Origin of the sequence: Pseudoalteromonas sp. SR44-8 (assembly GCF_014163635.1) — a bacterium.
Taxonomy (GTDB): Bacteria; Pseudomonadota; Gammaproteobacteria; order Enterobacterales; family Alteromonadaceae; genus Pseudoalteromonas; species Pseudoalteromonas rhizosphaerae.
Genome location: NZ_JACJDS010000020.1, coordinates 18,550 through 39,961, shown reverse-complemented (window position 1 = coordinate 39,961; position 21,412 = coordinate 18,550). Strand labels below are relative to the sequence as shown.

At 40.4% G+C, this 21,412-nt stretch carries 23 protein-coding genes; 8 read left to right on the top strand and 15 right to left on the bottom strand.

Annotated elements, in window-relative coordinates:
• Positions 1-9 precede the first annotated feature (9 nt).
• Positions 10-1,365 carry a UDP-N-acetylmuramate:L-alanyl-gamma-D-glutamyl-meso-diaminopimelate ligase gene (gene mpl / locus H5183_RS11700; protein WP_182731751.1) on the bottom strand — a complete coding sequence of 452 codons (1,356 nt, stop codon included), beginning with the start codon at positions 1,363-1,365 and terminating at the stop codon, positions 10-12.
• A 590-nt stretch (positions 1,366-1,955) separates the two neighbouring features.
• On the opposite strand from mpl, the gene H5183_RS11695 reads away from it, so the two are divergent.
• Positions 1,956-4,868, top strand: coding sequence for a TonB-dependent receptor domain-containing protein (locus tag H5183_RS11695; RefSeq protein WP_182731750.1), 2,913 nt, complete (start codon positions 1,956-1,958; stop codon positions 4,866-4,868).
• Between the two features lie 81 nt (positions 4,869-4,949).
• Here H5183_RS11695 and H5183_RS11690 read toward each other — a convergent pair whose 3' ends face one another.
• Genes H5183_RS11690 through folB form a run of 3 tightly spaced genes read right to left on the bottom strand, consistent with a single transcriptional unit; the run spans position 4,950 to position 6,593 of the window.
• Positions 4,950-5,750, bottom strand: a complete 801-nt coding sequence (locus H5183_RS11690) for an undecaprenyl-diphosphate phosphatase (RefSeq protein ID WP_145235097.1) — start codon at positions 5,748-5,750, stop codon at positions 4,950-4,952.
• Positions 5,747-6,235 carry a 2-amino-4-hydroxy-6-hydroxymethyldihydropteridine diphosphokinase gene (gene folK, locus H5183_RS11685; RefSeq protein ID WP_145235095.1) on the bottom strand — a complete coding sequence of 163 codons (489 nt, stop codon included), beginning with the start codon at positions 6,233-6,235 and terminating at the stop codon, positions 5,747-5,749. The genes H5183_RS11690 and folK overlap by 4 nt, the downstream gene beginning before the upstream one ends.
• A 1-nt stretch (position 6,236) precedes the next feature.
• On the bottom strand, positions 6,237-6,593 hold the full coding sequence (gene folB / locus H5183_RS11680; protein ID WP_145235093.1) for a dihydroneopterin aldolase: 357 nt from the start codon (positions 6,591-6,593) through the stop codon (positions 6,237-6,239).
• A 269-nt stretch (positions 6,594-6,862) separates the two neighbouring features.
• Here folB and plsY point away from each other — a divergent pair, with 269 nt between their 5' ends.
• Positions 6,863-7,477: a glycerol-3-phosphate 1-O-acyltransferase PlsY gene (gene plsY / locus H5183_RS11675; RefSeq protein WP_145235091.1), complete on the top strand. Its 615-nt coding sequence runs from the start codon at positions 6,863-6,865 to the stop codon at positions 7,475-7,477.
• Positions 7,478-7,479: 2 nt separating this feature from the next.
• On the opposite strand, the gene tsaD is transcribed toward plsY, so the two are convergent.
• The 3 genes from tsaD to H5183_RS11660 all read right to left on the bottom strand — a co-directional run bounded on the left by tsaD (position 7,480) and on the right by H5183_RS11660 (position 9,505).
• A complete protein-coding gene (gene tsaD, locus H5183_RS11670) occupies positions 7,480-8,493 on the bottom strand; it encodes a tRNA (adenosine(37)-N6)-threonylcarbamoyltransferase complex transferase subunit TsaD (protein ID WP_145235089.1) in 1,014 nt (337 codons plus the stop codon).
• Between the two features lie 72 nt (positions 8,494-8,565).
• Entirely contained in the window at positions 8,566-9,156 is a 591-nt protein-coding gene (locus H5183_RS11665) for a YjaG family protein (RefSeq protein WP_145235087.1), read from the bottom strand.
• Positions 9,149-9,505 (bottom strand): DUF2007 domain-containing protein, encoded by a 357-nt coding sequence (locus H5183_RS11660; protein WP_145235085.1) that lies wholly within the window; start codon positions 9,503-9,505, stop codon positions 9,149-9,151. The genes H5183_RS11665 and H5183_RS11660 overlap by 8 nt, the downstream gene beginning before the upstream one ends.
• Before the next feature lie 76 nt (positions 9,506-9,581).
• Here H5183_RS11660 and H5183_RS11655 point away from each other — a divergent pair, with 76 nt between their 5' ends.
• The 4 genes from H5183_RS11655 (at position 9,582) to H5183_RS11640 (ending at position 13,310) form a co-directional block, all read left to right on the top strand.
• Positions 9,582-9,989, top strand: coding sequence for a DUF2721 domain-containing protein (locus tag H5183_RS11655; RefSeq protein ID WP_145235083.1), 408 nt, complete (start codon positions 9,582-9,584; stop codon positions 9,987-9,989).
• Positions 9,990-10,039: 50 nt separating this feature from the next.
• The gene (locus H5183_RS11650; RefSeq protein WP_145235080.1) at positions 10,040-11,563 is read left to right on the top strand and encodes a DUF3369 domain-containing protein; all 1,524 of its coding nucleotides are present in this window, start codon (positions 10,040-10,042) and stop codon (positions 11,561-11,563) included.
• Positions 11,564-11,683: 120 nt separating this feature from the next.
• Positions 11,684-12,571: a LysR family transcriptional regulator gene (locus tag H5183_RS11645; RefSeq protein ID WP_182731749.1), complete on the top strand. Its 888-nt coding sequence runs from the start codon at positions 11,684-11,686 to the stop codon at positions 12,569-12,571.
• Positions 12,572-12,689: 118 nt separating this feature from the next.
• Positions 12,690-13,310, top strand: a complete 621-nt coding sequence (locus H5183_RS11640; RefSeq protein WP_145235076.1) for a 2OG-Fe(II) oxygenase — start codon at positions 12,690-12,692, stop codon at positions 13,308-13,310.
• Positions 13,311-13,312: 2 nt separating this feature from the next.
• Here H5183_RS11640 and ubiA read toward each other — a convergent pair whose 3' ends face one another.
• Together ubiA and H5183_RS11630 are read right to left on the bottom strand one after the other, a co-directional pair.
• Positions 13,313-14,191 (bottom strand): 4-hydroxybenzoate octaprenyltransferase, encoded by an 879-nt coding sequence (gene ubiA / locus H5183_RS11635; protein WP_145235074.1) that lies wholly within the window; start codon positions 14,189-14,191, stop codon positions 13,313-13,315.
• On the bottom strand, positions 14,188-14,733 hold the full coding sequence (locus H5183_RS11630) for a chorismate lyase (protein ID WP_182731748.1): 546 nt from the start codon (positions 14,731-14,733) through the stop codon (positions 14,188-14,190). Before H5183_RS11630 ends, ubiA begins: the two co-directional genes overlap by 4 nt.
• A gap of 154 nt (positions 14,734-14,887) precedes the next feature.
• On the opposite strand from H5183_RS11630, the gene H5183_RS11625 reads away from it, so the two are divergent.
• Entirely contained in the window at positions 14,888-15,295 is a 408-nt protein-coding gene (locus H5183_RS11625; RefSeq protein ID WP_145235070.1) for a flagellar basal body-associated protein FliL, read from the top strand.
• 21 nt (positions 15,296-15,316) lie between these two features.
• On the opposite strand, the gene glpG is transcribed toward H5183_RS11625, so the two are convergent.
• The 6 genes from glpG to H5183_RS11595 form a co-directional block, all read right to left on the bottom strand.
• Positions 15,317-16,138, bottom strand: coding sequence for a rhomboid family intramembrane serine protease GlpG (gene glpG / locus H5183_RS11620; RefSeq protein WP_182731773.1), 822 nt, complete (start codon positions 16,136-16,138; stop codon positions 15,317-15,319).
• Positions 16,135-16,452: a thiosulfate sulfurtransferase GlpE gene (gene glpE, locus H5183_RS11615; RefSeq protein WP_145235068.1), complete on the bottom strand. Its 318-nt coding sequence runs from the start codon at positions 16,450-16,452 to the stop codon at positions 16,135-16,137. The genes glpG and glpE overlap by 4 nt, the downstream gene beginning before the upstream one ends.
• A gap of 66 nt (positions 16,453-16,518) precedes the next feature.
• Positions 16,519-17,544 carry an L-threonine 3-dehydrogenase gene (tdh, locus tag H5183_RS11610; protein WP_182718390.1) on the bottom strand — a complete coding sequence of 342 codons (1,026 nt, stop codon included), beginning with the start codon at positions 17,542-17,544 and terminating at the stop codon, positions 16,519-16,521.
• Between the two features lie 54 nt (positions 17,545-17,598).
• Complete coding sequence (locus H5183_RS11605) at positions 17,599-18,795, bottom strand: glycine C-acetyltransferase (RefSeq protein WP_145235063.1); 1,197 nt, start codon at positions 18,793-18,795, stop codon at positions 17,599-17,601.
• A gap of 154 nt (positions 18,796-18,949) precedes the next feature.
• The gene (gmhB, locus tag H5183_RS11600; RefSeq protein WP_182731747.1) at positions 18,950-19,504 is read right to left on the bottom strand and encodes a D-glycero-beta-D-manno-heptose 1,7-bisphosphate 7-phosphatase; all 555 of its coding nucleotides are present in this window, start codon (positions 19,502-19,504) and stop codon (positions 18,950-18,952) included.
• Positions 19,501-20,577: a glycosyltransferase family 9 protein gene (locus H5183_RS11595; RefSeq protein ID WP_182731746.1), complete on the bottom strand. Its 1,077-nt coding sequence runs from the start codon at positions 20,575-20,577 to the stop codon at positions 19,501-19,503. The genes gmhB and H5183_RS11595 overlap by 4 nt, the downstream gene beginning before the upstream one ends.
• Positions 20,578-20,687: 110 nt before the next feature.
• Here H5183_RS11595 and H5183_RS11590 point away from each other — a divergent pair, with 110 nt between their 5' ends.
• Positions 20,688-21,410: a 3-deoxy-D-manno-octulosonic acid kinase gene (locus tag H5183_RS11590; protein WP_145235056.1), complete on the top strand. Its 723-nt coding sequence runs from the start codon at positions 20,688-20,690 to the stop codon at positions 21,408-21,410.
• The last annotated feature ends 2 nt before the right edge of the window (positions 21,411-21,412 follow it).

The following is a 21,412-nucleotide window of genomic DNA, read 5'->3' as shown; positions in this document are numbered from 1 at the left end:
CGCTCCGGTTTATTGCTGGATAAGTTTATGCTGCAAAGCTGTTATCAATGTGTCGTGGAGGCCATTAAAGCCACCATTACTCATGATTAAAATATGTTGCTGCGGTTGCGCTTGGGAGACTACTTGTTCAACGATCTCATCGGTATTACTCAAGCATAACATACCAGCCTGTTTGGCCTGCTCACTTAATGACCAGGTTAAATTATCTGGCTCGAATAAATACACATCATCAGCATCAGCTAATGACGCCAATAACGTATGTTGATGTACACCCATTTTCATAGTGTTTGAGCGCGGCTCTAATATCGCAATAATTTTTTCATTGCCTACTTTTGCACGCAACCCAGCAAGCGTTGTAGTGATAGCTGTTGGGTGATGAGCAAAGTCGTCATACACTTTAATATTGGCAATATCGGCTTTTAGCTCCATCCTACGTTTAGGACTAATAAATTCCCCTAACCCTGCAATGCTATGTTCAATTGCAATCCCGACATGGCGCGCGGCAGCAATAGCCATAATAGCGTTTTTAACATTGTGCTCACCAAACGCTTGCCATTTTACTGAGCCTTGGTATTCATCATTGAGTAACACTGCAAATTCACTGCCATCGGCATTAATCAGCTCATATCCCCAATCAGCGCCCAGTGTTTCACTTTCGCTCCAACAACCTTGGTTAATCACATCTTGCACAGCATCGTCTTGTTGTGGCCAAATAACTTTGCCGCTACTTGGTAGTGTACGCATCAAATGATGAAATTGTTTTTTAATAGCGTTTAAATCTTCAAAAATATCAGCATGATCAAATTCAAGATTGTTTAAAATCAGTGTGCGCGGTAAGTAATGAACAAACTTACTGCGTTTATCAAAAAATGCAGTGTCGTATTCATCAGCTTCAATAACAAAAAAAGGCGTTTCGCCAACCCGTGCCGACAAACCAAAATTTTGCACGATACCACCGATCAAGAATCCTGGCTTTAAACCCGCAAATTCTAAAATCCATGCCAGCATACTTGCAGTGGTGGTTTTACCATGAGTTCCAGCAACCGCCAGTACCCAGGAGTTTTGTAATAAATTATGCTTTAACCATTCAGGGCCGGAAGTATACGCTAAGCCCTTGTCCAATACATATTCAACACATGGGTTACCACGACTCATTGCATTGCCAATAATCACCATATCTGGTGCAGGTTCTAACTGAGAGACATCATAGCCTTGGGTTAATTTAATACCAAGCTCTTCAAGTTGCGTGCTCATTGGCGGATATACGTTTAGATCCGAGCCCGTGACTGTATGGCCTAGCGACTTAGCTATCGCTGCAATACCACCCATAAAGGTGCCGCAAATGCCTAAAATATGAATATGCATATTATTCCTTTGCCGCCACACATAGCTTACGCAGCACTAAAAAATAGATAATAGATGAGGTGCCATAATGCCAAAAATAGCGTTCAGTTACCATTGCCATCTAACACAACACTTGTGCTAAATGACAACGAATAAGTATATAAGTTAAATAGTTCCCTTACTTATGCCTAACCGCTCAAGTATTGCGCGACACTTTTTAAACAAAATTAACTTTAAAGCTCATTTTACAAACAAAATAATTGATAGTTAATTGCAAAATAGTTAATGAGCAAGATAACTCAATGTTATGAAAATACTAAAAACAAAAAACGTAAAGCTATGAATACAAATAATATAATTTAAAATCAAGATGATACCAACAAATACCCATAATAAAAACAAAAAACACTTTTTAGCAACAAAAGACATATTTGCCCCACAAAAGACTCTATTTGGGTACTGTGATAAAACATCGCACTAAATTACATTTGGTTACATTGAAAGGCATATATTTAACCTCAAAGTTAATATGGCTAACAATGTAAGTCCTTTGTGAATTCCATCAAGTTAAATTACCCACAGGGTAAACCTTGTCGAAATTAAAAGGTGTTATGTTGAAAAAATTAAATCTTATTACAGCTGCAATTAATGCAGTATTAATTACTGGTACTGTTGGTGCTGCCAATGCATTTGCACAAGAAGCAACTGACGTAAAACCTGTCGAGCGCATTCAAGTAACAGGTTCGAAAATAAAGCGATTTAACCTTACTTCACCGACACCAGTTACGGTGATCAGTGGCGTTGAGATGGAAAACGCCGGCATTACTAACGTTAATGATTTATTAGCTGAGCTACCGCAAGCAACGGTTGGCCTATCTCCGGAAACCACTACTAGCTTTATTTATGCATCAGGATTAAACACCACCGATTTACGTGGTTTAGGGTCTGAGCGCACACTGGTATTAGTAAATGGTCGCCGCTTTGTCGCAGGTTCAGTAGGCAGCACTGCGGTAGATTTAAATAATATTCCAACAACTCTGATCGAACGAGTAGAAATCGCCACAGGCGGTGCAGCAGCAGTATATGGTGCCGACGCTGTAGCAGGTGTCGTAAACATCATCACAAAAAAATCATTTGATGGCATTGAAATTGATGCATCTACGATTCGTCCAGAACAAAGCGGTGGCGAGCAAAACTTTTTCTCTATCACCGGTGGTATGGAAGGTGATAAGCTATCGTTTGTAACGTCTCTTAACTACTCAAAAACAGATAGCTATAACAAGTTAAGTCGTGATTTTTACCGTAATCCTGTAACTTCATACGCAAATCCAGCCAATAAATCTGGTACCGATGGTATTCCTGAGCGCGTTATATTAGGTAAGCAAAGTACCCTTGGCTATTACTCTGAAGGCGGTGACTTTTTCAGTAAAACAGGCTCGCTAACTGACGATCATTACAACAACCATCACTGGGCATTTGATAATAGCGGTAACGTACAAGCATTTGATTATGGTCTAGGTCGCGTAGAAAACTCTGGTGTGCCTAACGCATCAGCTAATAACCGTTATTACGCAGATGCTAATAACCCAGGCGATGGTGTTTTTAGTCATGGTTACAAAAGCTATTTTCAAACTCCATTAGAGCGCGCTATTTTATCAACGTATGGTACATACGAAATTAATGACGACCATGCTGCAACATTTGATTTTACTTGGTCTGACTCAAAAGCAACTACTGAAAGCTCGCCAGCTTTCTTTGCTCACACGATTCGTCGTGATAATGCCTTTATCCGCGATGATATGGCTAAGATTATGGATGCTAACGGGTTAGATAAAGTTACTTTGCGCCAAGCTAACGAAAATCTATGGGGTGATCGCGCCTATCAACAAGATCGTTCGGTGATCCGTGCATCTCTTGGTTTTGAAGGCATTTTAAACGATGACTGGGGCTACAGCACCTATGTGCAGTATGGCCGTATCGAACAAGATACCTTATGGCGCGGTGAAGTATTAGAGCAAAATTTAGTCAATGCAATAGATGCTGTAGAACTTAATGGCCAAATCGTGTGTGCAGTTCGTGATGCCGATGGTAATGTCACAGGTGAACGTGAAGGGTGTGTTGCTTTTAACCCTATGGGCGCACAAAGTGCTTCTCAAGCACAGCTTAATTATATAGCAACGAATGCTACGCGTACTGCCAAACAAGACCAGCTAGTTGTTGCTGCAACATTTGATGGTTTATTATTTGAATTACCAGCAGGTGCTGTCGCTGCCGCATTTACCGTTGAACATCGCCGAGAAAGCGCCGAGACTCATCCTGATCACGCAATGCAAAATGGCCTTATTTTTGGGAACTCAAGCTTGCCAATGAAAGGTGATATCGATGTAAATGAATTCTCAACAGAGATCTCAGTGCCATTGCTTGTAGATCATTTTTTAGCAACTGACTTAACCTTTGAAACTGCGTACCGTTATATGGATTACTCGGTTACTGGTGGTGATGATGCGTGGAAGTTATCATTAAACTGGGGCGTTACAGACGAAGTACGTGTGCGTTTAAATCGTTCAAAATCAGTACGTGCACCAAGCCTAAGTGACTTATTTACGCCAAGCTCACAAACGTTTAATTCAGGCCGTAAAGACCCATGTCGTGCTGATGAAATTACCAGCTCAGGTAGCGAATATAAAGCAAATGTAATCGCTAACTGTCAAGCGGACGGTTTAGCTGAAGGTTGGATGCCAACTGCCGATTGGCAAGCCGCTGGTAGCCTGCCAGGTTTTGTACAAGGTAACCAAGCACTAAAAAACGAAACATCAAACGATTACACTATTGGCTTGATCTACACTCCTGAATTTATTGAAGGCTTAGATTTAACTCTTGATTACTGGTCATTTGAAATTGAAGGTGCGATTCAATACTTTGGACGTGATAGCGTAGAACTATGTTATGAGTCATCATCGCTAGACAACCCATTTTGCTCAAACTTCGTACGAAATAAAGAAACGGGCGACATCATTAACTATTATGAGCGTCCAATTAATGCTTCTATCATCGCCAAAAAAGGCCTAGATATTGAAACAGCTTACCGCACAGAATTAGGGAATGGTGATTTAGCAATTAAACTTACTGCAACTTACCTAGAAGAAGACAGTGAAAACCCAACCGGTCGTACGGCAGATTTCCGCTCAAATGTAGGTGAAATGGCAGATCCTCGCTGGAAAGGTCGCTTTAACGCAATCTACTCACATGATGATTCAAGTTACATTTTAACGGCTAATTACCGCCATAGTAGTGTAGAAAGTAATGAATGGAACATTGAAGATAATAACTACAATGATATCCCGTCTTACACAACGTTCGATTTTATGTACAAAACTTATCTATTAGATGAATTACAAGTACGTATTGGTGTAAACAATATCCTAGACCGTGCACCACCTCGTAATCCATTCACTTATGATAATGGTGAGTTCTTTGACGTTAAAGGTCGTCGCTTATCGATGGGTGCAAAATACACTTTCTAATTGAAGGGTATATTGGCTTATAAAAAAACGCCTTAGCTCATTGAGCTAAGGCGTTTTTATTTATCTTTAATAAACGCAGTGCTACATCATCAAAAATACAATTAAACCTACGCCCAATAATAATCGATAGATAACAAATGGCATCATCCCCATACGTTCAATTATTTTTAAGAACAGGAAAATACACGCATACGCAGAGATAAACGATAAACCGGCACCTAAAATTAACGTTGTCCAATCAACTACATGATCCCCTAATGCCAGCTCAATGGTGTAATACAAGCCCATCATTGAGATCACTGGAATTGCGAGTAAAAATGAAAAACGCGCAGCGCTTTGTTTATTCATCCCCAGCATTAAACCGGCGGTCATAGTAATACCCGAGCGTGACGTACCAGGGATCATCGCCATCGCTTGCGCCATACCGATCATCAGTGCTGATTTCCAAGTTAATTGATAAATTGTTTTAGTTTGCTTACCTTTTACGTCGGCATACCAAAGTAATAAGCCAAACAAAATAGTGGTGATTGCAATTACCCACGCACTGCGTAAATAGAGCTCGATTAAGTCTTTAAAAATTAAACCCAGTACAGCGGCTGGTATAGTGCCTAAAATAATCCACCAGCCAAGTTTACTATCATCTGTTGCACCTTGTGCACCAAATGATTTAAACCATGCCGCAAGTATTTCTACCACTTCTTTGCGGAAATAAATCACCACCGCAATCAAGGTACCAACGTGCACCGCAACATCGAAGGCAAGGCCTTGATCTTGCCAACCAAGAATTTGTGAAGGGAGAATGAGATGAGCTGAGCTTGAAATAGGTAAAAACTCAGTTAATCCCTGGATCAGGGCTAAAACAATAATTTCGATAATACTCATGGGTTAGTAAACTCCACCTTCCATAGTTTTTGCTTAGGGTTGTTGTAAGTATTCCACAACTGGGCAATTGTTTGCTTTGCTGTAGGATGATAAAAATCGGGGGCTATTTCTGCCAATGGCTGCAGGACAAAGGCATTTTTGGTGATTTCATCACGGGGTAACTGTGCAGGAGAATCACACACTACATCATCGTAAAACAGTAAATCTAGATCGAGTGTACGCGGGCTAAATTTTTTATCGTTATTTGTACGACCATTCTCTCGTTCAATCTGTTTGAGTAACTGACATAACTGGGGAAGCGGTATCTGTGTTTGTGCACCAATGACTGAGTTGTAAAAGTTATTACCTGCAAAGCCAACTGCTTCGCTTTCAAAGACACTGGAATGCTCGAATTCTACAAGGTGTGCTTTTAGGGCGATTAACGCTTGGCGGATATAATGTTCTTTATCAACATTAGAGCCAAGGCTAATATAAATTTGCGCCATCTTAACGTGCCTTGAGTCGGGTAATTTCAACACCTACAGTGCGTGCTTGCGCGACGGCTGCGGGTTTACTAACTCGAATGGTAACTTGTGTTGTAGCAAACTCGGTTAAAATGATAGCCGCTAGTTGCTCTACTAAGGTCTCCAATAACTCAACAGGCTTTGCTGTCGTGTGCGCGATTACTCTCTCACTTACCTTTGCGTAATCAAGTGCTAAGGCAATGTCATCGGTTTTTGCTGCGGGTTTAATATCACACAGCATCTCGATATCAAAATACAAACTCTGTTTAGTTTCTTTTTCAAAATCGTACACGCCTATGATAGTGTCAACATGTAGTTGCGATATAAAAACCTTATCCATAACTGCTCCAACTGGCAAAAACTTAAAACTCATTGACTTGAGTCTACATCGGCTATAATTTGCATTTATAGCCTTTATACACTTTAACTGTGTTTTATTATGTAAAAATTACCCATACAATAGCCTATAGGTACATCATGTAAAAATTACCCATATGATATAAGCGTATAGATACATTATGTATCTGCTATTTGAACCACGAAAAGTATGAATGCAATTTTTGCGGCCAATGATAGCCGAAAAACTGCGATTAAAAAATAAGGAAGCGCGTGATAGCCGTTTTAATGTTAGTTTTAGCCTATTTACTCGGGTCGATTTCATCAGCCATTTTAGTGTCTCGGCTATTTAAACTACCCGATCCTCGCAGCAATGGCTCAAACAACCCTGGCGCAACTAATGTTTATCGTCTTGGTGGCGCTGTTCCAGCCTGCTTAGTCTTAGTGTTTGATATTCTCAAAGGGACTATTCCTGTCTGGGGCGCTTATTTTTTACAACTTGAACCACTAATGCTGGGATTGATAGGGGTTGCTGCGTGTTTAGGACATATGTTTCCGGTATTCTTTCACTTTAAAGGCGGTAAAGCAGTTGCAACTGCATTTGGAACATTGCTACCCATTGGCTTGTTGTTAGGCGGGTTATTAATTTCAACCTGGGTGGCTGTTGTTGCTATTACACGCTATTCGTCACTTGGGGCATTAGTCGCCGTTTCTTTAGCGCCATTATACACTTGGTGGATCAAACCGCTTTATACCTTACCAGTAACATTTTTAACTATTTTGATTATCTTTCGCCACCACGCCAATATTAAACGTTTATTTAGTGGCAAAGAACCTAAAATTGGTGACAAAAAAACGCCACCAACTAAAGATGATAACAATACCTAAATTTAAATAGCCTCTAAACTATCTATCGGCCAACGTGGTTTCGTTTTCATATCAAGGCTGGCAAACTGCCCAGCCTTTAAGCGCTGCATACCCGCATAGGCGATCATGGCACCATTGTCAGTACAAAACTCTGTGCGCGGATAATAAACCTGTCCTTTCATGCCTTGCATTACACGCTCTAGTTGCGCACGTAGCTGTATATTGGCGCTTACACCACCGGCAATTACTAAGCGATTTATACCCGTTTGCTTTAAAGCACGCTTACATTTAATAACTAATGTATCAATAACTGCGGTTTGAAACGCATGAGCGATATCGGCTTTGGTTTGCTGATCATCGTCATTATTACGAATAGTAATTGCAGCCGCCGTTTTCAAGCCGCTAAAACTAAAGTCAAGGCCCGGTTTATCTGTCATTGGTCGTGGGAAAATAAAGCGCTTAGGAACACCTTGCTCAGCAAGTTTAGCTAACCGTGGCCCACCAGGGTAATCTAAACCAAGTAACTTAGCTGTTTTATCAAATGCTTCGCCTGCAGCATCATCTACCGATTCACCCAATACTTCATACTGACCAATCCCAGCGACTTTAACCATCATGGTGTGTCCACCTGATACGAGTAAAGCAATAAACGGAAATTCAGGCACGTTTTCTTCAAGCATTGGCGCCAGTAGATGGCCCTCCATATGATGAACAGCCACTGCTGGAATATTCCACCCATAGGCAAGTGAGCGTCCAATTGAAGTACCCACTAATAATGCTCCCACCAGTCCTGGGCCTGCAGTGTAAGCAATGCCATCGATATCTTCAGGTCCGCAACCGGCCTGTGCAAAAGCAGCATCGATTAATGGCAAGGTTTTACGAACATGATCTCGAGATGCAAGTTCAGGCACTACACCGCCATAATCTGCATGCACTTTTACTTGGCTATAGAGTTGATGAGCAAGTAGACCTTGTTCATCATCATAGATTGCAATTCCCGTTTCATCACACGACGATTCAATGCCTAAAATTCGCACTGCAGTTTTCTCCCATGCCCTTTGGCACTTTTAAATTCTTAAAATAAATCTCTTAATCAGAGTTTTGGTTACTTAAAGTGTAATACCAATGTTTGTTTGTCCATCAGCGATAGCATGTTGCTTTAACGCTTTCACATTTTCAGCTGTTACTCTGCCCATCTGCTCAACAAAATCAATTAACTCGCCTAACACTTCAATTTCGTATTGCATTAACGGATGTTCACGTACCGCTGTATTATCAGCCAGCTCACCTTCAACCGTTAATTGATATTCAATAAAACGCGCAACAGTCGCCTGAGAGATTTTACTAATGCTGATAAATTCTTGCTCATCTTTGGCAATTAAACCATGCATTAAACCTAATAAGGCAGTGGCGGCATCTATAGCAGGATAAGTACCGAACATATCAAAATCAGCGAGTTCTGGAACATTAGGCTCTATTTTCTCAATTTGCTTTTCAAGGCTTATTTTACTTTTCGGCAGTAAGATTTTTTCCCAACACAAATTAAGTGCACTGCGTAAAATAGCTTCGTCACCAAATCCTGTTGCTTCACTAAATAAACCATAATTAGGTAGCATGCGTTCAATTAATGCTGCCGCCAGTACCGCTTGCTGCAAATAGTTAAGCTCTCTTATACGCTGAAAATTATTCGCTTTAGTCATTATTTGGTGTCCTACAAGACCAACAAATTTCAAATGTTGGCCCATTATGCTCATTACAGTTGGGGCATACCCAATCAGGAGCGGATTGTTGTACTTGAGTGTAGTTTACCAATATTTGCCGCGCCTGGCGCTCTTTAATCACAAAAACCTGCACTCTCACTTGAGTTTGATCTAAAGGTATTTCGCCAGCAGCTCCTTGCAAGGACTCACCAAGTAACTGGCACTCAATATTGCTGTTAAGTAATAACCCTTTGACAATGTTTGCCTCTACCGCATTTGCAGCGCAATAGATTGTTAACCATTGAAATGGTGTTTGCTCTGTATTGTTGTTATTTATTCTATTTTGCAATGACAACCTCTTTTACTTTGCGATTAAATTACCCTAAGCTACTCTAAGCGAAGTAATTGTTATATAGGAAATAATCATGACCCTCACAACACCTGGACTGCTGTTCCCTGCAATCTCTTTGTTGTTATTAGCATATACCAACCGGTTTTTAGTGCTAGCACAATTAATTCGTGAACTTAACGCCCGCGAAGGAGAGACTATTCGACCATTAGTCGTTGCGCAAATAACTAACTTGAGAAAACGCATTAGACTCATTAGAACCATGCAAGTCTATGGCGTTGCATCTTTTTTAATGTGTACACTTTCAATGTTTGCATTATTTATCGAGTTTAAAACCACTGGCGTAATTTTATTTGGTATTAGCCTAGCCTGCCTTGCTCTATCGTTGTTAACCTCTTTATATGAAATACATATTTCATGTGACGCAATTGAAATTGAACTTAAAAACATTGAAAAAAAACCACTGAGCAACAAGGCAGACTAAAAAACAAGCACTATACTATTTAGGAGAATGATAAAACTAAAGGTGTAAATGTGAACGACTTTTTATTTTCAGAAAATGCCATTGAAGAGTCAGAAACTCAGTCACCACAGGCGTTTTGGAATATTCTCGTGGTCGATGATGAAGATGATATTCACCAAGTCACTAAGCTTGTGTTATCAGGATTTACTTTTGAAGATAAAGCCTTATGTTTGCACCATGCTTACTCAGCGCAAGCCGCAAAAGAATTATTACAACAAGATCTCGATTTTTCGGTTGGCCTAATTGATGTAGTCATGGAAACTAGCCATGCGGGTTTAGACCTAATAAAATTTATCCGTGATGATATCAATAACCACGACATCCGCCTTATTCTTCGAACAGGTCAACCTGGCGAAGCCCCTGAAGAAGCTGTGATACGTGAATACGACATTAACGATTACAAAAATAAAACTGAGCTGACGGCAATAAAAATGAAAACATTATTGTATTCAGCTCTGCGTTCACATCGTGATATTCAAATTATTGAGCGTCATAGAAAAGGTCTTGAAAAAATAATCAACGCTTCTAGCTCATTTTTAAAATGTGATAGTGTCCATGAATTTGCATCAACAATTTTATCCCATGTAACTAATGTTATGGGCTTAGATGACACTGAAATTTATTGTGCAGCAGCTGTTAACCAACAAACATCTCCTGCCACTGATTTTAAGCTACTGGCAGCCTCTGGTGTTGAGCCTGAACCTAATGCCAATATGATCCCCGAAGATGTAAAGCAATTATTTGTTGAGGCACACAATCGCAAATCATCCCAAAAAACCATGCATGACTACATTGGCTATTTTCCAACTCAGGCAGGCCTCGAAACAATGCTGTATGTACGTAAAGGCTCGTTATTAGGAACCACCGATTATCAACTTTTGGAGTTTTTTGCCAACAATATTGCTCTGGCTTACGATAACCTGAAATTACGCGAAATGATGAAGGATTCGCAAAAAGAGCTATCGTATATCCTCGGTGAAGCCGTTGAAAAACGTTCAAAAGAAACCGGTTCACATGTTAAAAGAGTTGCGCACTATAGTGAACTGTTAGGTAAGTTATATGGCTTAAATAACTTTGAGTGTGAAGTGATAAAACTCGCCTCACCCTTACACGATATTGGAAAAATAAGTATTCCAGATCATATTCTCAATAAACCCGGTAAGCTGGATGATCAAGAGTGGGCCATTATGCAAACTCACGCCGAAGTTGGTTATGATATTCTGAAGAGTTCGAATAATGAAATCTTAAAGTGTGGTTCAATCATTGCGTATACACATCATGAAAAATGGGACGGCTCTGGCTACCCAAATCAACTTGCAGGTAAAGATATTCATATTGTTGGCCGTATTACAGCTCTAGCGGATGTTTTTGATGCCCTTGGCAGTGATCGTTGCTACAAAAAAGCTTGGCCACTTGAAGAGGTGCTCGATTTGCTCAAGGAGCAGAGTGGCAAACAGTTTGAACCTAAACTTGTGGACATATTTCTTAACAATTTAGCACTTTTTTTGGAGATAAAAGAGCGTTACCCTAACTGATAGTTGTAAAAATTATGTGAAATACACTTTTCAAATTGGGTACAATGGATTACTATCCATTAAATTAATATCAATTATGTTCGCCAGTAGTGCGGCTTACTTATACAAAGGACTATAAAAGTGAGATTTGAACAATTAGAGCAATTTGTGGCTTTAGGTCAGCTACGACATTTTCGCCAAGCGGCCGAAACAACCAAAATTAGCACCTCAGCATTGACTCGCAGCATTCAAACCTTAGAGGACGAAGTTGGCTATGAATTAGTTAAACGCTCGACCCGCTCAGTGAAACTAACAACTGAAGGTGAGCTGTTTTTAGAGTACGCACAAGACACTTTAAGCAAGCTCGAAGAAACTAAAAAGCGTTTATTCCAATCAATTAATGGCTGCGCCAATGAGAAATTGGTAATTGGCTATACCAATCATGCAAGTGCAATAGTGCCTATTTCATGTGGCCAATTTCTAGCACAATACCCTCATGTAAAAATTGAAATGCAACTACAAGAACAAAGTGAGTTGGTGCGTAAGCTACAGTTAGGTGAAATTGATATTAGCGTTTGTTCGCAAGCAGTTAATAGTATTGGCAATGACATACACTTACCTGATCAACTTATTTTATTCGTTGCAAAAAGTCATCCTCTTGCGAATAAGAACAATCTTTGCAAACAAGATTTAAACGATTACCCTATGTATAGTTGTTTTTCACAATCAAAACAAATTCAAGCTATGCTGAATGAGGCTGTCGATAGTTTGAACAAGAGCAGCAGTATAAAAGTTGGCAGTATTGAGCAAGTAATGGACGGGTTGTGTAAATCAAACCATATTGCAATTAGCAGTATTGAACATGCAAGTTCGGTCGCAGAGAATAATAACCTGCTCCAGTTAAAAACCAATAAGAACTTAGCTCATGAGCAATTGATTGTACAAACCAGCCAGCAAGTTACTGCTGACGACCCAATAAACCAGCTCCTGTCATTAATAGAAAAGACAGCGTTATCAATTAATTCTTAAGTAACAGCATGAAAACCAAGCCTAAAGCAGAACTCTGGCTTGGTTTCTAAATCTTCAGTAGTACCTTTGCATCATTTTAAGCTAAACTACGCGCCTTCCCTGCTATATAGTACAATTAATGAGCCTTAACCTGATCCCTGGACGTTATTTAACTGACATAGAAACTCATGGCTACGCCGTGATCGAAAATATGTTTGATGAAACACTGACTAACGCGTTGATAGAAGATTGTTATTGTATCAACCCCAATTTTAAATCAGCAGGAATTGGCCGTCAGCAGGATTTACAAATAGACAAGAGTATACGCACCGACAAGACCTTTTGGTTTGATGGTAGTAGCCAAGCTCAAATTGATTATCAAAATGCGCTAGAAGATATTAGAGTAAACTTGAATCGTTATTTCTTTTTGGGTTTATTTGATTATGAGTGTCACTATGCGAAATACCAGCATGGCGACTTTTATAAAAAGCATTACGACGCATTTAAAGGGCGATCGAACCGTGTATTTACTACTGTATTTTACTTAAATACAGTGCAATCTGGTGGTGAGTTAGTGATTTACAAACCTAAAAGTAAAGACGTTGAAATCACTATTCAGCCTAAAGCTGGTACGTTCGTAATGTTTGAAAGCGAACGCTTTATGCATGAAGTACTGCCGACAATTGATAATCGCTATTCAGTTGCGGGTTGGTTTAGGAAAAACACTTCAATCAGTGGCGTCATTGATCCACCTCGCTAACACTATAGATTAAATGGCAAGGACGCCACTAAGCCAATAAAAACGACCATACCGACATAATGGTTATTTAAAAAAGCTTTAAAACAATGCTCTCTATTACGACTATGAATTAGAAATTGTTGGTAAACCAAAAAGCCACATGCCACACATAGACCAAGCCAATACGGCATTGCTAATTGACTCGTATAACCAATTAAAGCCAACAAACCTATAAATACACCATTTAGCGCAAAAATAATGATTCGATCGGCACTACCAAACAATATCGCTGTAGACTTTACGCCAATTTTCAAATCATCATCTCTGTCTACCATGGCATACATAGTATCGTAGGCCGTAGTCCACGCAATATTAGCGATAAATAACAACCAGCCAAGCAGTGGGATAGTACCTGTTGCAGCCATAAAAGCCATCGGAATAGCCCAACCAAAAGCTGCACCTAGCACTATTTGCGGTAGATTAGTGTAACGTTTCATAAATGGGTAGCTAAATGCCAATAGCAATGCCCCGACTGACAATAATATGGTTTGCCAACTGAGTAACAACACCAGTATGAAAGCAATTATGATAAGCAACAAAAATAAGCTTAATGCTTCGCCACTACTCACCAAGCCAGAAGCTAAGGGTCTTTGTGCTGTGCGTTTTACCGCGCCATCAATTTTACGATCTGCGTAATCATTAATAACACAACCTGCGCTGCGCATAACAAATACACCAAAGCTAAATACCACAAAATTAAGTAGGCTTGGCATACCATCACTTGCAAGCCACAATGCCCAATATGTAGGCCACAATAGCAATAAAGTACCGATAGGCTTATCGGTGCGCATTAACTGCTTATAATACGGTATATGAGCAATGTGCAAGGCGGCAAATTTCATAGATATAGATAAGCCTCTGGTAAAAATATTTCAGCTACTAAAAAACGGCTTTGCGCCAACGAAAAAATACTGCGACGCCCCCACAAGGGTTTTACAACTACAGAGTATTGGCTAACAAGTTGCTGTACTGGGTGCTGACAATCAAAACGCGCTATTTCAATTTCGGTACGTTTTAAGTCCGGATGTTGAAAAATAACATCACCTAAAGGCCGATTACCCAGTGCCAATAATTGCTGTTGTTGCATATCATCGGTGGCAGGCAGCCAGCTTTGTGCGTATACCATAGGGATGCCATCACAAAGCAACAAAACCTCACGATTAATACCAATACGTTGTGAACAATCTAATAATTGTTGTTGTGAAATACTCAATTCAAACTCTTTCTCACTAAGCACTTTTACAGAGAATTCACCACACTGTGTTTTTAATTTAGCCGTCAGTGAGTTGGGCTCAAGTAGCCAGTCTTGCTCGTTACAAGACAAAGAATTGATTGATGTACCTAACTGCCAATCCGCAGTTACAGAAACAGGAAATGTGATCACGATAACTCTATTTAATAATAACCCTTTAAATGATACCACTGCCCGCGTCGGGGAAAAAGTGATGATTAATGAATATAATAGCTGCATCAGCCTGTATCTTAGCCATTATTACGTATAGACTAATAACAATTAATTACAGGGCTCTCTACTGAATATGAAAAAAACGCTTTACGCTGGCATATTAATTAGCACTTTCTTTATTAGCTTGTTTAGCAGCTTTGCAAGCAAAGCTGAATCAACTGTGGGCTACTTTGGTTTCGAACCCGATATCATTACCAACTATATTGGTCAGAGTAATAAAAAGTTAGGTTATGTGCGTATTACTGTAGATTTAATGCTCAGTGATATGTCAAACATTGCTATTGTTGAGCATCACACCCCGTTACTTAGAGATGCATTGGTAGAAATTTTATCAAAAGAGCCTGAAGAAAAAATTAAATCACTCACCGGCCGTGAAGAGATCAGAAAGCGTTGTGCCGAAAAACTCAAAACCCTGTTAAAACAAGAAACAGGGCAAGAGATCATTCGCGAAGTATTATTTACTAAATATTTATATCACTAAGTACTTATATAACTGAGTATCTTAAGCTGTTTTTTTAGTAAACAATTGAGCGGTAAACGCGTAAGCCATACCGCTTAATAGCCCACCTAAGTGCGCCCAGTTAGCCATACTTACAAACAACATGTCAGCAAAGCCTAGTACCAGCCAAATCAGCATAAAACCAATAATACCATTAGTTACTAAAGCCGGTTGTTGCGGGTTCAATGCCCGATGGATCCAACAAAACCCAAGTAAACCATAAACAACGCCACTTAAGCCGCCAAAGTTAGGGCCAACCATAATAAACTCAGCCCAATTACTAAATAGCGCGGTCACTAAAAAAAGACCTACTAAAGTACTTTTACCACTGAGCTTTTCAATACCATCGCCTAGCATGATCCACCACATAATATTAAACACTAAGTGCACAGCAGTAAAATGCACAATTGCAGGTGTAAGCCAAGTTAATGGTTGATCGGGTTTAAACTGTAATACGCTATAAATTGACTCAAAGCCACCGAGTAAGAAGGCAATGTAAATACCTACACATAATAAAGTGACCGTTTGGTTTAACCAGCTCAATGATTTAAAGCGTGCTTTTAAATTTAATTCTTGGCCTTGATAGCTCAACGGTGACTGCGTACTTCCTACTTGCCAAGATGCCTCTTGATAACGGGCATGATTGGGGTTTTCTACAAACGCTTGCCATAATGGCTGAGCTTGATGGAAATGCTCTGGGGCAACACAAATAATTACCGTTTTTCCATCTTGCGATCGAAGCTCGCCCTGTAAGCCTTGGCTTTTTATATAATCAATAAAGCCTTGTGCTGCACGTGGATTATTTATACTACCCAGTTCGATCATCGTTCCACTTGCTCCGGCAATTGGGTTTCCCACTGGGTAAAACCACCATCCATACTGTATACATCTTCAAAGCCTTGCTCAGCTAAGTAGCTGGCTGCGCCTTGTGAGCTCATACCATGATAACAAACAATAATAATTGGCTGATCAAACTCTTTGTTCATCATAAATTCGCCAATATTGGCATTTGATAAATGCTCTGAACCCGGAATATGCCCTGCTTGATACGAATTAGGATCGCGAATATCAGCAATCACGACATCATCTTTATTAAGTAGTGCTTGAGTTTCGGTAATTGAAATATGCTTAAATGCCATAGTACTCTCTTATAATTACAAAAAAGGCGACAAATGCCGCCTTTAATTCTCTTAACAAGTGGATAATTAATCCCAGTTAAGAATTACTTTCCCCGATTGGCCTGAAATCATCATATCAAAGCCAGCTTGGAAGTCATCTATTGAATATTGATGAGTGATGATTGGGTTTAGATCGAGCCCTGACTGAATAAGACTGGCCATTTTGTACCAGGTCTCAAACATTTCACGGCCATAAATCCCTTTGATCACTAAGCCTTTAAAAATCACTTGGTTCCAATCAACCGCCATATCAGATGGTGGAATACCTAGCATGGCAATTTTACCACCGTGATTCATGTTATTTAACATGCTATTAAATGCAACCGGTACGCCTGACATTTCTAGACCAATATCAAAGCCTTCTGTCATACCAAGCTCTTTAATAATATCTTCAAGCTTTTCATTAGCCACATTAACTGCACGCGTTGCGCCCATTTTACGCGCAAGGTCTAATCGGTATTCATTGACATCGGTGATCACTACATGACGTGCGCCAACATGTTTTGCAACTGCAGCAGCCATAATACCAATTGGGCCTGCACCTGTGATCAAGACATCTTCACCCACTAAATCGAATGACAGTGCTGTGTGTACTGCATTACCGAATGGGTCAAAAATAGAAGCTAACTCATCACTGATATTGTCTGGAATTTTAAATGCATTAAACGCTGGGATCACTAAATACTCGGCAAAAGCCCCCTCGCGGTTAACACCTACACCAGTGGTGTTACGGCATAAATGAACACGCCCAGCGCGACAGTTACGACAATGGCCACAGGTAATATGCCCTTCGCCCGATACTCGGTCACCAACACTAAAACCGCGAACTTCTTGACCCATATCAACCACTTCACCGACATATTCATGACCTACTACCATAGGCGTAGGAATGGTGTTTTGCGCCCACTCATCCCACTTATAAATATGTACGTCAGTACCACAAATAGCGGTTTTACGAATTTTGATTAATAAATCGTTATGCCCAACTTCAGGTTTTGGCGCATCCGTCATCCAAATACCTGGTTCTGCTTTTAATTTAGATAATGCTTTCATGAATCACACTCAATAAAAAAACCGCTGCGAAGGCAACGGTTTAAAATAAATTAATTAGATAATGCCCATTTCTTTACCAATACGGGTAAAGGCGTCAATTGCGGTATCTAATTGCTCAATGCTGTGCGCAGCAGAAATTTGTGTACGAATACGCGCTTGGCCTTTTGGCACCACTGGGAATGAAAAACCAGTGACGTAAATGCCTTCTGCTAATAACTTATCAGCCATTGCCGACGCAACTTTAGCATCACCTAACATTACTGGAATAATCGCGTGATCTTTACCCGCACAGGTAAATCCAGCCGCTTCCATTTGCTCACGGAAGTATTTAGCGTTTGACCATAACTTAGCACGCAATTCACTGCCATTTTCGAGCATTTCTAATACTTTGATTGATGCTGTAACGATTGAAGGCGCTAATGAGTTTGAGAATAAATATGGGCGAGAGCGCTGGCGTAACCATTCAACTATTTCTTTTTTACCTGATGTATAACCACCCGATGCACCGCCAAGCGCCTTACCTAAAGTGCCGGTAATAATATCAACACGGTCTAGCACGTTGCAGTACTCAGGTGTGCCTTTGCCGTTTTCACCGACAAAGCCAACGGCATGAGAGTCATCAACCATAACAAGTGCATTGTATTTATCAGCAAGGTCACAGACCGCTTCAAGATTACAAATAACCCCATCCATTGAGAACACACCATCGGTGGCGATTAATTTTGTTTTTGCACCCGCTTCATCGGCAGCAATCAATTGCTTTTCAAGATCTGCCATATCATTATTTGCATAACGGAAGCGCTTTGCTTTACATAAACGAACGCCATCAATGATAGAAGCATGATTTAACGAATCAGAGATAATCGCATCATCAGCGCCTAAAATTGTTTCAAATAAACCGGTATTGGCATCAAAACATGATGAATATAAAATCGTGTCTTCAGTTTCTAAAAATTCACTGATCTTCTTCTCTAATGTTTTATGAATGTCTTGTGTACCACAAATAAACCGTACTGACGCAACACCAAAGCCATGGTCATTTAAGCCGTTTTGTGCAGCCTGGATCAGCTCGGGGCTATTCGCTAAACCTAAGTAATTATTTGCACAGAAGTTAATAACTTTATCACCAGAAGCAACTTGAATTTGTGCTTGCTGCTGCGAAGTAATAATACGCTCATTTTTATATAAGCCTTCGGCTTTTACATCTTCAATTTGCTGCTGAAGCTGAGTAAAAAACGCAGATGCTCTCATCTGTAATCTCCAAATTATTGAACGGGGTGAGCGTACTTAAGTTAACACGGCTCATCTTTGTGGCTATTGTAAAAGTTTAGTCAAACAAATGCACTGTTTGTAGTTCATCGCAGAAATAAGGAACTGACAACTTATGCTGCCAGTTTACATTGGGCTATAGCAGTATTGAGGGTAAGTCTGCTAACGAATCACAAACATGATCTGCCGAGTCGATGGCTACCGCATCAAACTCCTGCCCGGATCGTACAAGCACCCGAGTGCCAATAACCGCTTTACTTGCCGCTTGCATGTCGCTTAGTTTGTCTCCAACCATAATGCTGCAAGCTGGATTGATATGATGATCAGCGATACCTTGCAGTAACATGCCCGGAGCTGGTTTACGACAATCACACTCTTTGAGGTATTCGGGTAATGCTTTTTTCGGGTGGTGTGGGCAAAAGTAAACATCCGTCACCTTTACTTGATGCGCAGCAAATTGGGCTATCATCCACTGTGTTAAAGCGTGAAAATCCGCCTCTGAATAGTAACCACGGCCAATACCAGATTGATTAGTCACTATGATCAGTTTATAGCCTGCATCAGCAAACGCCTTACATGCAGTAAATACGTCTGGCACAAATTCAAATTTATCCGACTCATAAACATAACCATGATCGATATTAACCACGCCATCACGGTCTAAAAATAAGGCTTTATTGATATTGCTCATAATTGCTCTTTCTCAACCACAAGGTCAAACATCAAAGCTACTTCATCAACACTTATTTGGCTCATTAGATCACTGCCTTTAACCCGCGTACCCCAAGGTAATCGCTCAGCGGTTTTACCAGTTTGCTTGAGTAAGTTTTGGTGATATACCTCAACCACGTAATTTTGATATAAATAGGGTCCAGTGCGTTTCGGGTTTGAGTGGGCATATAAACCAATAACGGGAGTGCCTACGGTGACGGCCATATGAGCAGGGCCTGTATCAGGTGCTAATACCAATGCAGCTCGTTTAAGTACGCAAAGCAACTCTTTGAGTTTGGTTTTACCCACTAAATTAAGGATTGGCGTTGTAGTGGCTGCAATAATGTCATCACTGAGCGTCACTTCAAGCTCTGTCGGGCCACCCGTGATCACCACATGAAACCCTTGCTTGTAGGCATGTTCTGCAAGCTTAGCATAGCGTTCAGCCAACCAATTGCGTTCTTTTTTACTGGCAGCTGGAGAAATCACAAAAATTCGCCCCTCTAATCGCTCCGTACCAAGTAATTCATCAGCATTACTTTGATCATGTTCGCTGACTGGCATTTGCCAGTTTGGTTGATAATCAGGTACACCTATCGCCTGCGCAAAGCCTTTAAAGCCTTCTAACACATGAGCCTGCTGCTGTGGTGCAATGCGCTGGTTAATAAACAAGCTATGCAATTCTTTTGAGCGCGCCCAATCAAAACCAATTTTAACTTTTGCAGGAATACAACGCGCCACTAAGTTAGCTCGAAGTGCCACTTGCATATGCAGCAACACATCAAACTTACGCCCTTTAAATTGTTGTTTTAATTGCTGATAGGCTGCTTTGCCTTGTTTTTTATCAAACACCACCAGCTCAACACCGGGTAAATCAGCTAGTAACATGGCTTCAATTTTGCCGACCACCCAGGTAACTTTTGCATTGGGGTGCGCTTTTTGAATTGCCTGCACTGCAGATACGCCATGGCAAACATCACCAATTGCTGAGAGTCTTAAAATACAAATATCTGAATAGGTGGTTAAGTCAGTCACAGGTGTCCTTTGCTTCATGCTGGATAATTATCATGATCTTAAATTAACCACCCACTATTGCAAGCACTTATGCTCGGCTTTAAAACAGGTTAAGATAGCACTATCACCTGCAATAAAATAAGTACGCCATGTTTAACCAGCAAACCATCAATGAACACATTATTTTAAGCCATCCTGAGCATAGTGCCGAAATTAGCTTAAATTGGTTTGATAATGAATATTGGCAGCAGCAAGGAAAAATTGTCGGCGCCAAAAAAGGTCGCGCAACTGCATGGTTTTTCTGCCATAACGGACTAACAGCAGTGCTCAGGCATTATTGGCGTGGCGGTTTAGTGGGTAAAGTGCTAAGTGATCAATATGTGTTTTTTGGACTGGAAAAAACCCGTGTTTACCAAGAGTTTTCATTAATGATGAAACTGTGCGAATTAGGTCTAAATGTACCAAAGCCGATTGCAGCTAAAATATCGCAAGCTGGCTTAATTTACCGTGGCGATATAATTACTCAAGCTGTTGCAGGCGCACAAAGTGTGCTTGATATATTAAAACAACGTCCCTTTAGCGCACAAGAGTTAATTAAAGTAGCACACACGATTGCGGATTTTCATAATCATGGGGTGTATCACGCTGATTTGAATATTAACAACATTCTATTTGATGAAACGGGCGAGATATACATTATTGACTTTGACCGCGGTGAACTAAAACTCCCCGCCAGTAATTGGCAACAAGCTAATATGACCCGCCTTGCTCGTTCGTTTCATAAAGAGCAAGGCCGAAATAAAGTAATGCATTGGCAAACTACAGACTGGCAGCAGTTACACACAGCATACCAGTCCACTCTTAAAATATAGCC

Excerpts from the sequence above, each read along its gene's own strand:
- mpl (WP_182731751.1), bottom strand. The coding sequence starts at position 1,365 with ATGCATATTCATATTTTAGGCATTTGCGGCACCTTTATGGGTGGTATT.
- H5183_RS11695 (WP_182731750.1), top strand. The coding sequence starts at position 1,956 with ATGTTGAAAAAATTAAATCTTATTACAGCTGCAATTAATGCAGTATTA.
- H5183_RS11690 (WP_145235097.1), bottom strand. The coding sequence starts at position 5,750 with ATGAGTATTATCGAAATTATTGTTTTAGCCCTGATCCAGGGATTAACT.
- folK (WP_145235095.1), bottom strand. The coding sequence starts at position 6,235 with ATGGCGCAAATTTATATTAGCCTTGGCTCTAATGTTGATAAAGAACAT.
- folB (WP_145235093.1), bottom strand. The coding sequence starts at position 6,593 with ATGGATAAGGTTTTTATATCGCAACTACATGTTGACACTATCATAGGC.
- H5183_RS11665 (WP_145235087.1), bottom strand. The coding sequence starts at position 9,156 with ATGACTAAAGCGAATAATTTTCAGCGTATAAGAGAGCTTAACTATTTG.
- H5183_RS11655 (WP_145235083.1), top strand. The coding sequence starts at position 9,582 with ATGACCCTCACAACACCTGGACTGCTGTTCCCTGCAATCTCTTTGTTG.
- H5183_RS11640 (WP_145235076.1), top strand. The coding sequence starts at position 12,690 with ATGAGCCTTAACCTGATCCCTGGACGTTATTTAACTGACATAGAAACT.
- ubiA (WP_145235074.1), bottom strand. The coding sequence starts at position 14,191 with ATGAAATTTGCCGCCTTGCACATTGCTCATATACCGTATTATAAGCAG.
- H5183_RS11625 (WP_145235070.1), top strand. The coding sequence starts at position 14,888 with ATGAAAAAAACGCTTTACGCTGGCATATTAATTAGCACTTTCTTTATT.
- glpG (WP_182731773.1), bottom strand. The coding sequence starts at position 16,138 with ATGATCGAACTGGGTAGTATAAATAATCCACGTGCAGCACAAGGCTTT.
- glpE (WP_145235068.1), bottom strand. The coding sequence starts at position 16,452 with ATGGCATTTAAGCATATTTCAATTACCGAAACTCAAGCACTACTTAAT.
- tdh (WP_182718390.1), bottom strand. The coding sequence starts at position 17,544 with ATGAAAGCATTATCTAAATTAAAAGCAGAACCAGGTATTTGGATGACG.
- H5183_RS11605 (WP_145235063.1), bottom strand. The coding sequence starts at position 18,795 with ATGAGAGCATCTGCGTTTTTTACTCAGCTTCAGCAGCAAATTGAAGAT.
- gmhB (WP_182731747.1), bottom strand. The coding sequence starts at position 19,504 with ATGAGCAATATCAATAAAGCCTTATTTTTAGACCGTGATGGCGTGGTT.
- H5183_RS11595 (WP_182731746.1), bottom strand. The coding sequence starts at position 20,577 with ATGAAGCAAAGGACACCTGTGACTGACTTAACCACCTATTCAGATATT.
- H5183_RS11590 (WP_145235056.1), top strand. The coding sequence starts at position 20,688 with ATGTTTAACCAGCAAACCATCAATGAACACATTATTTTAAGCCATCCT.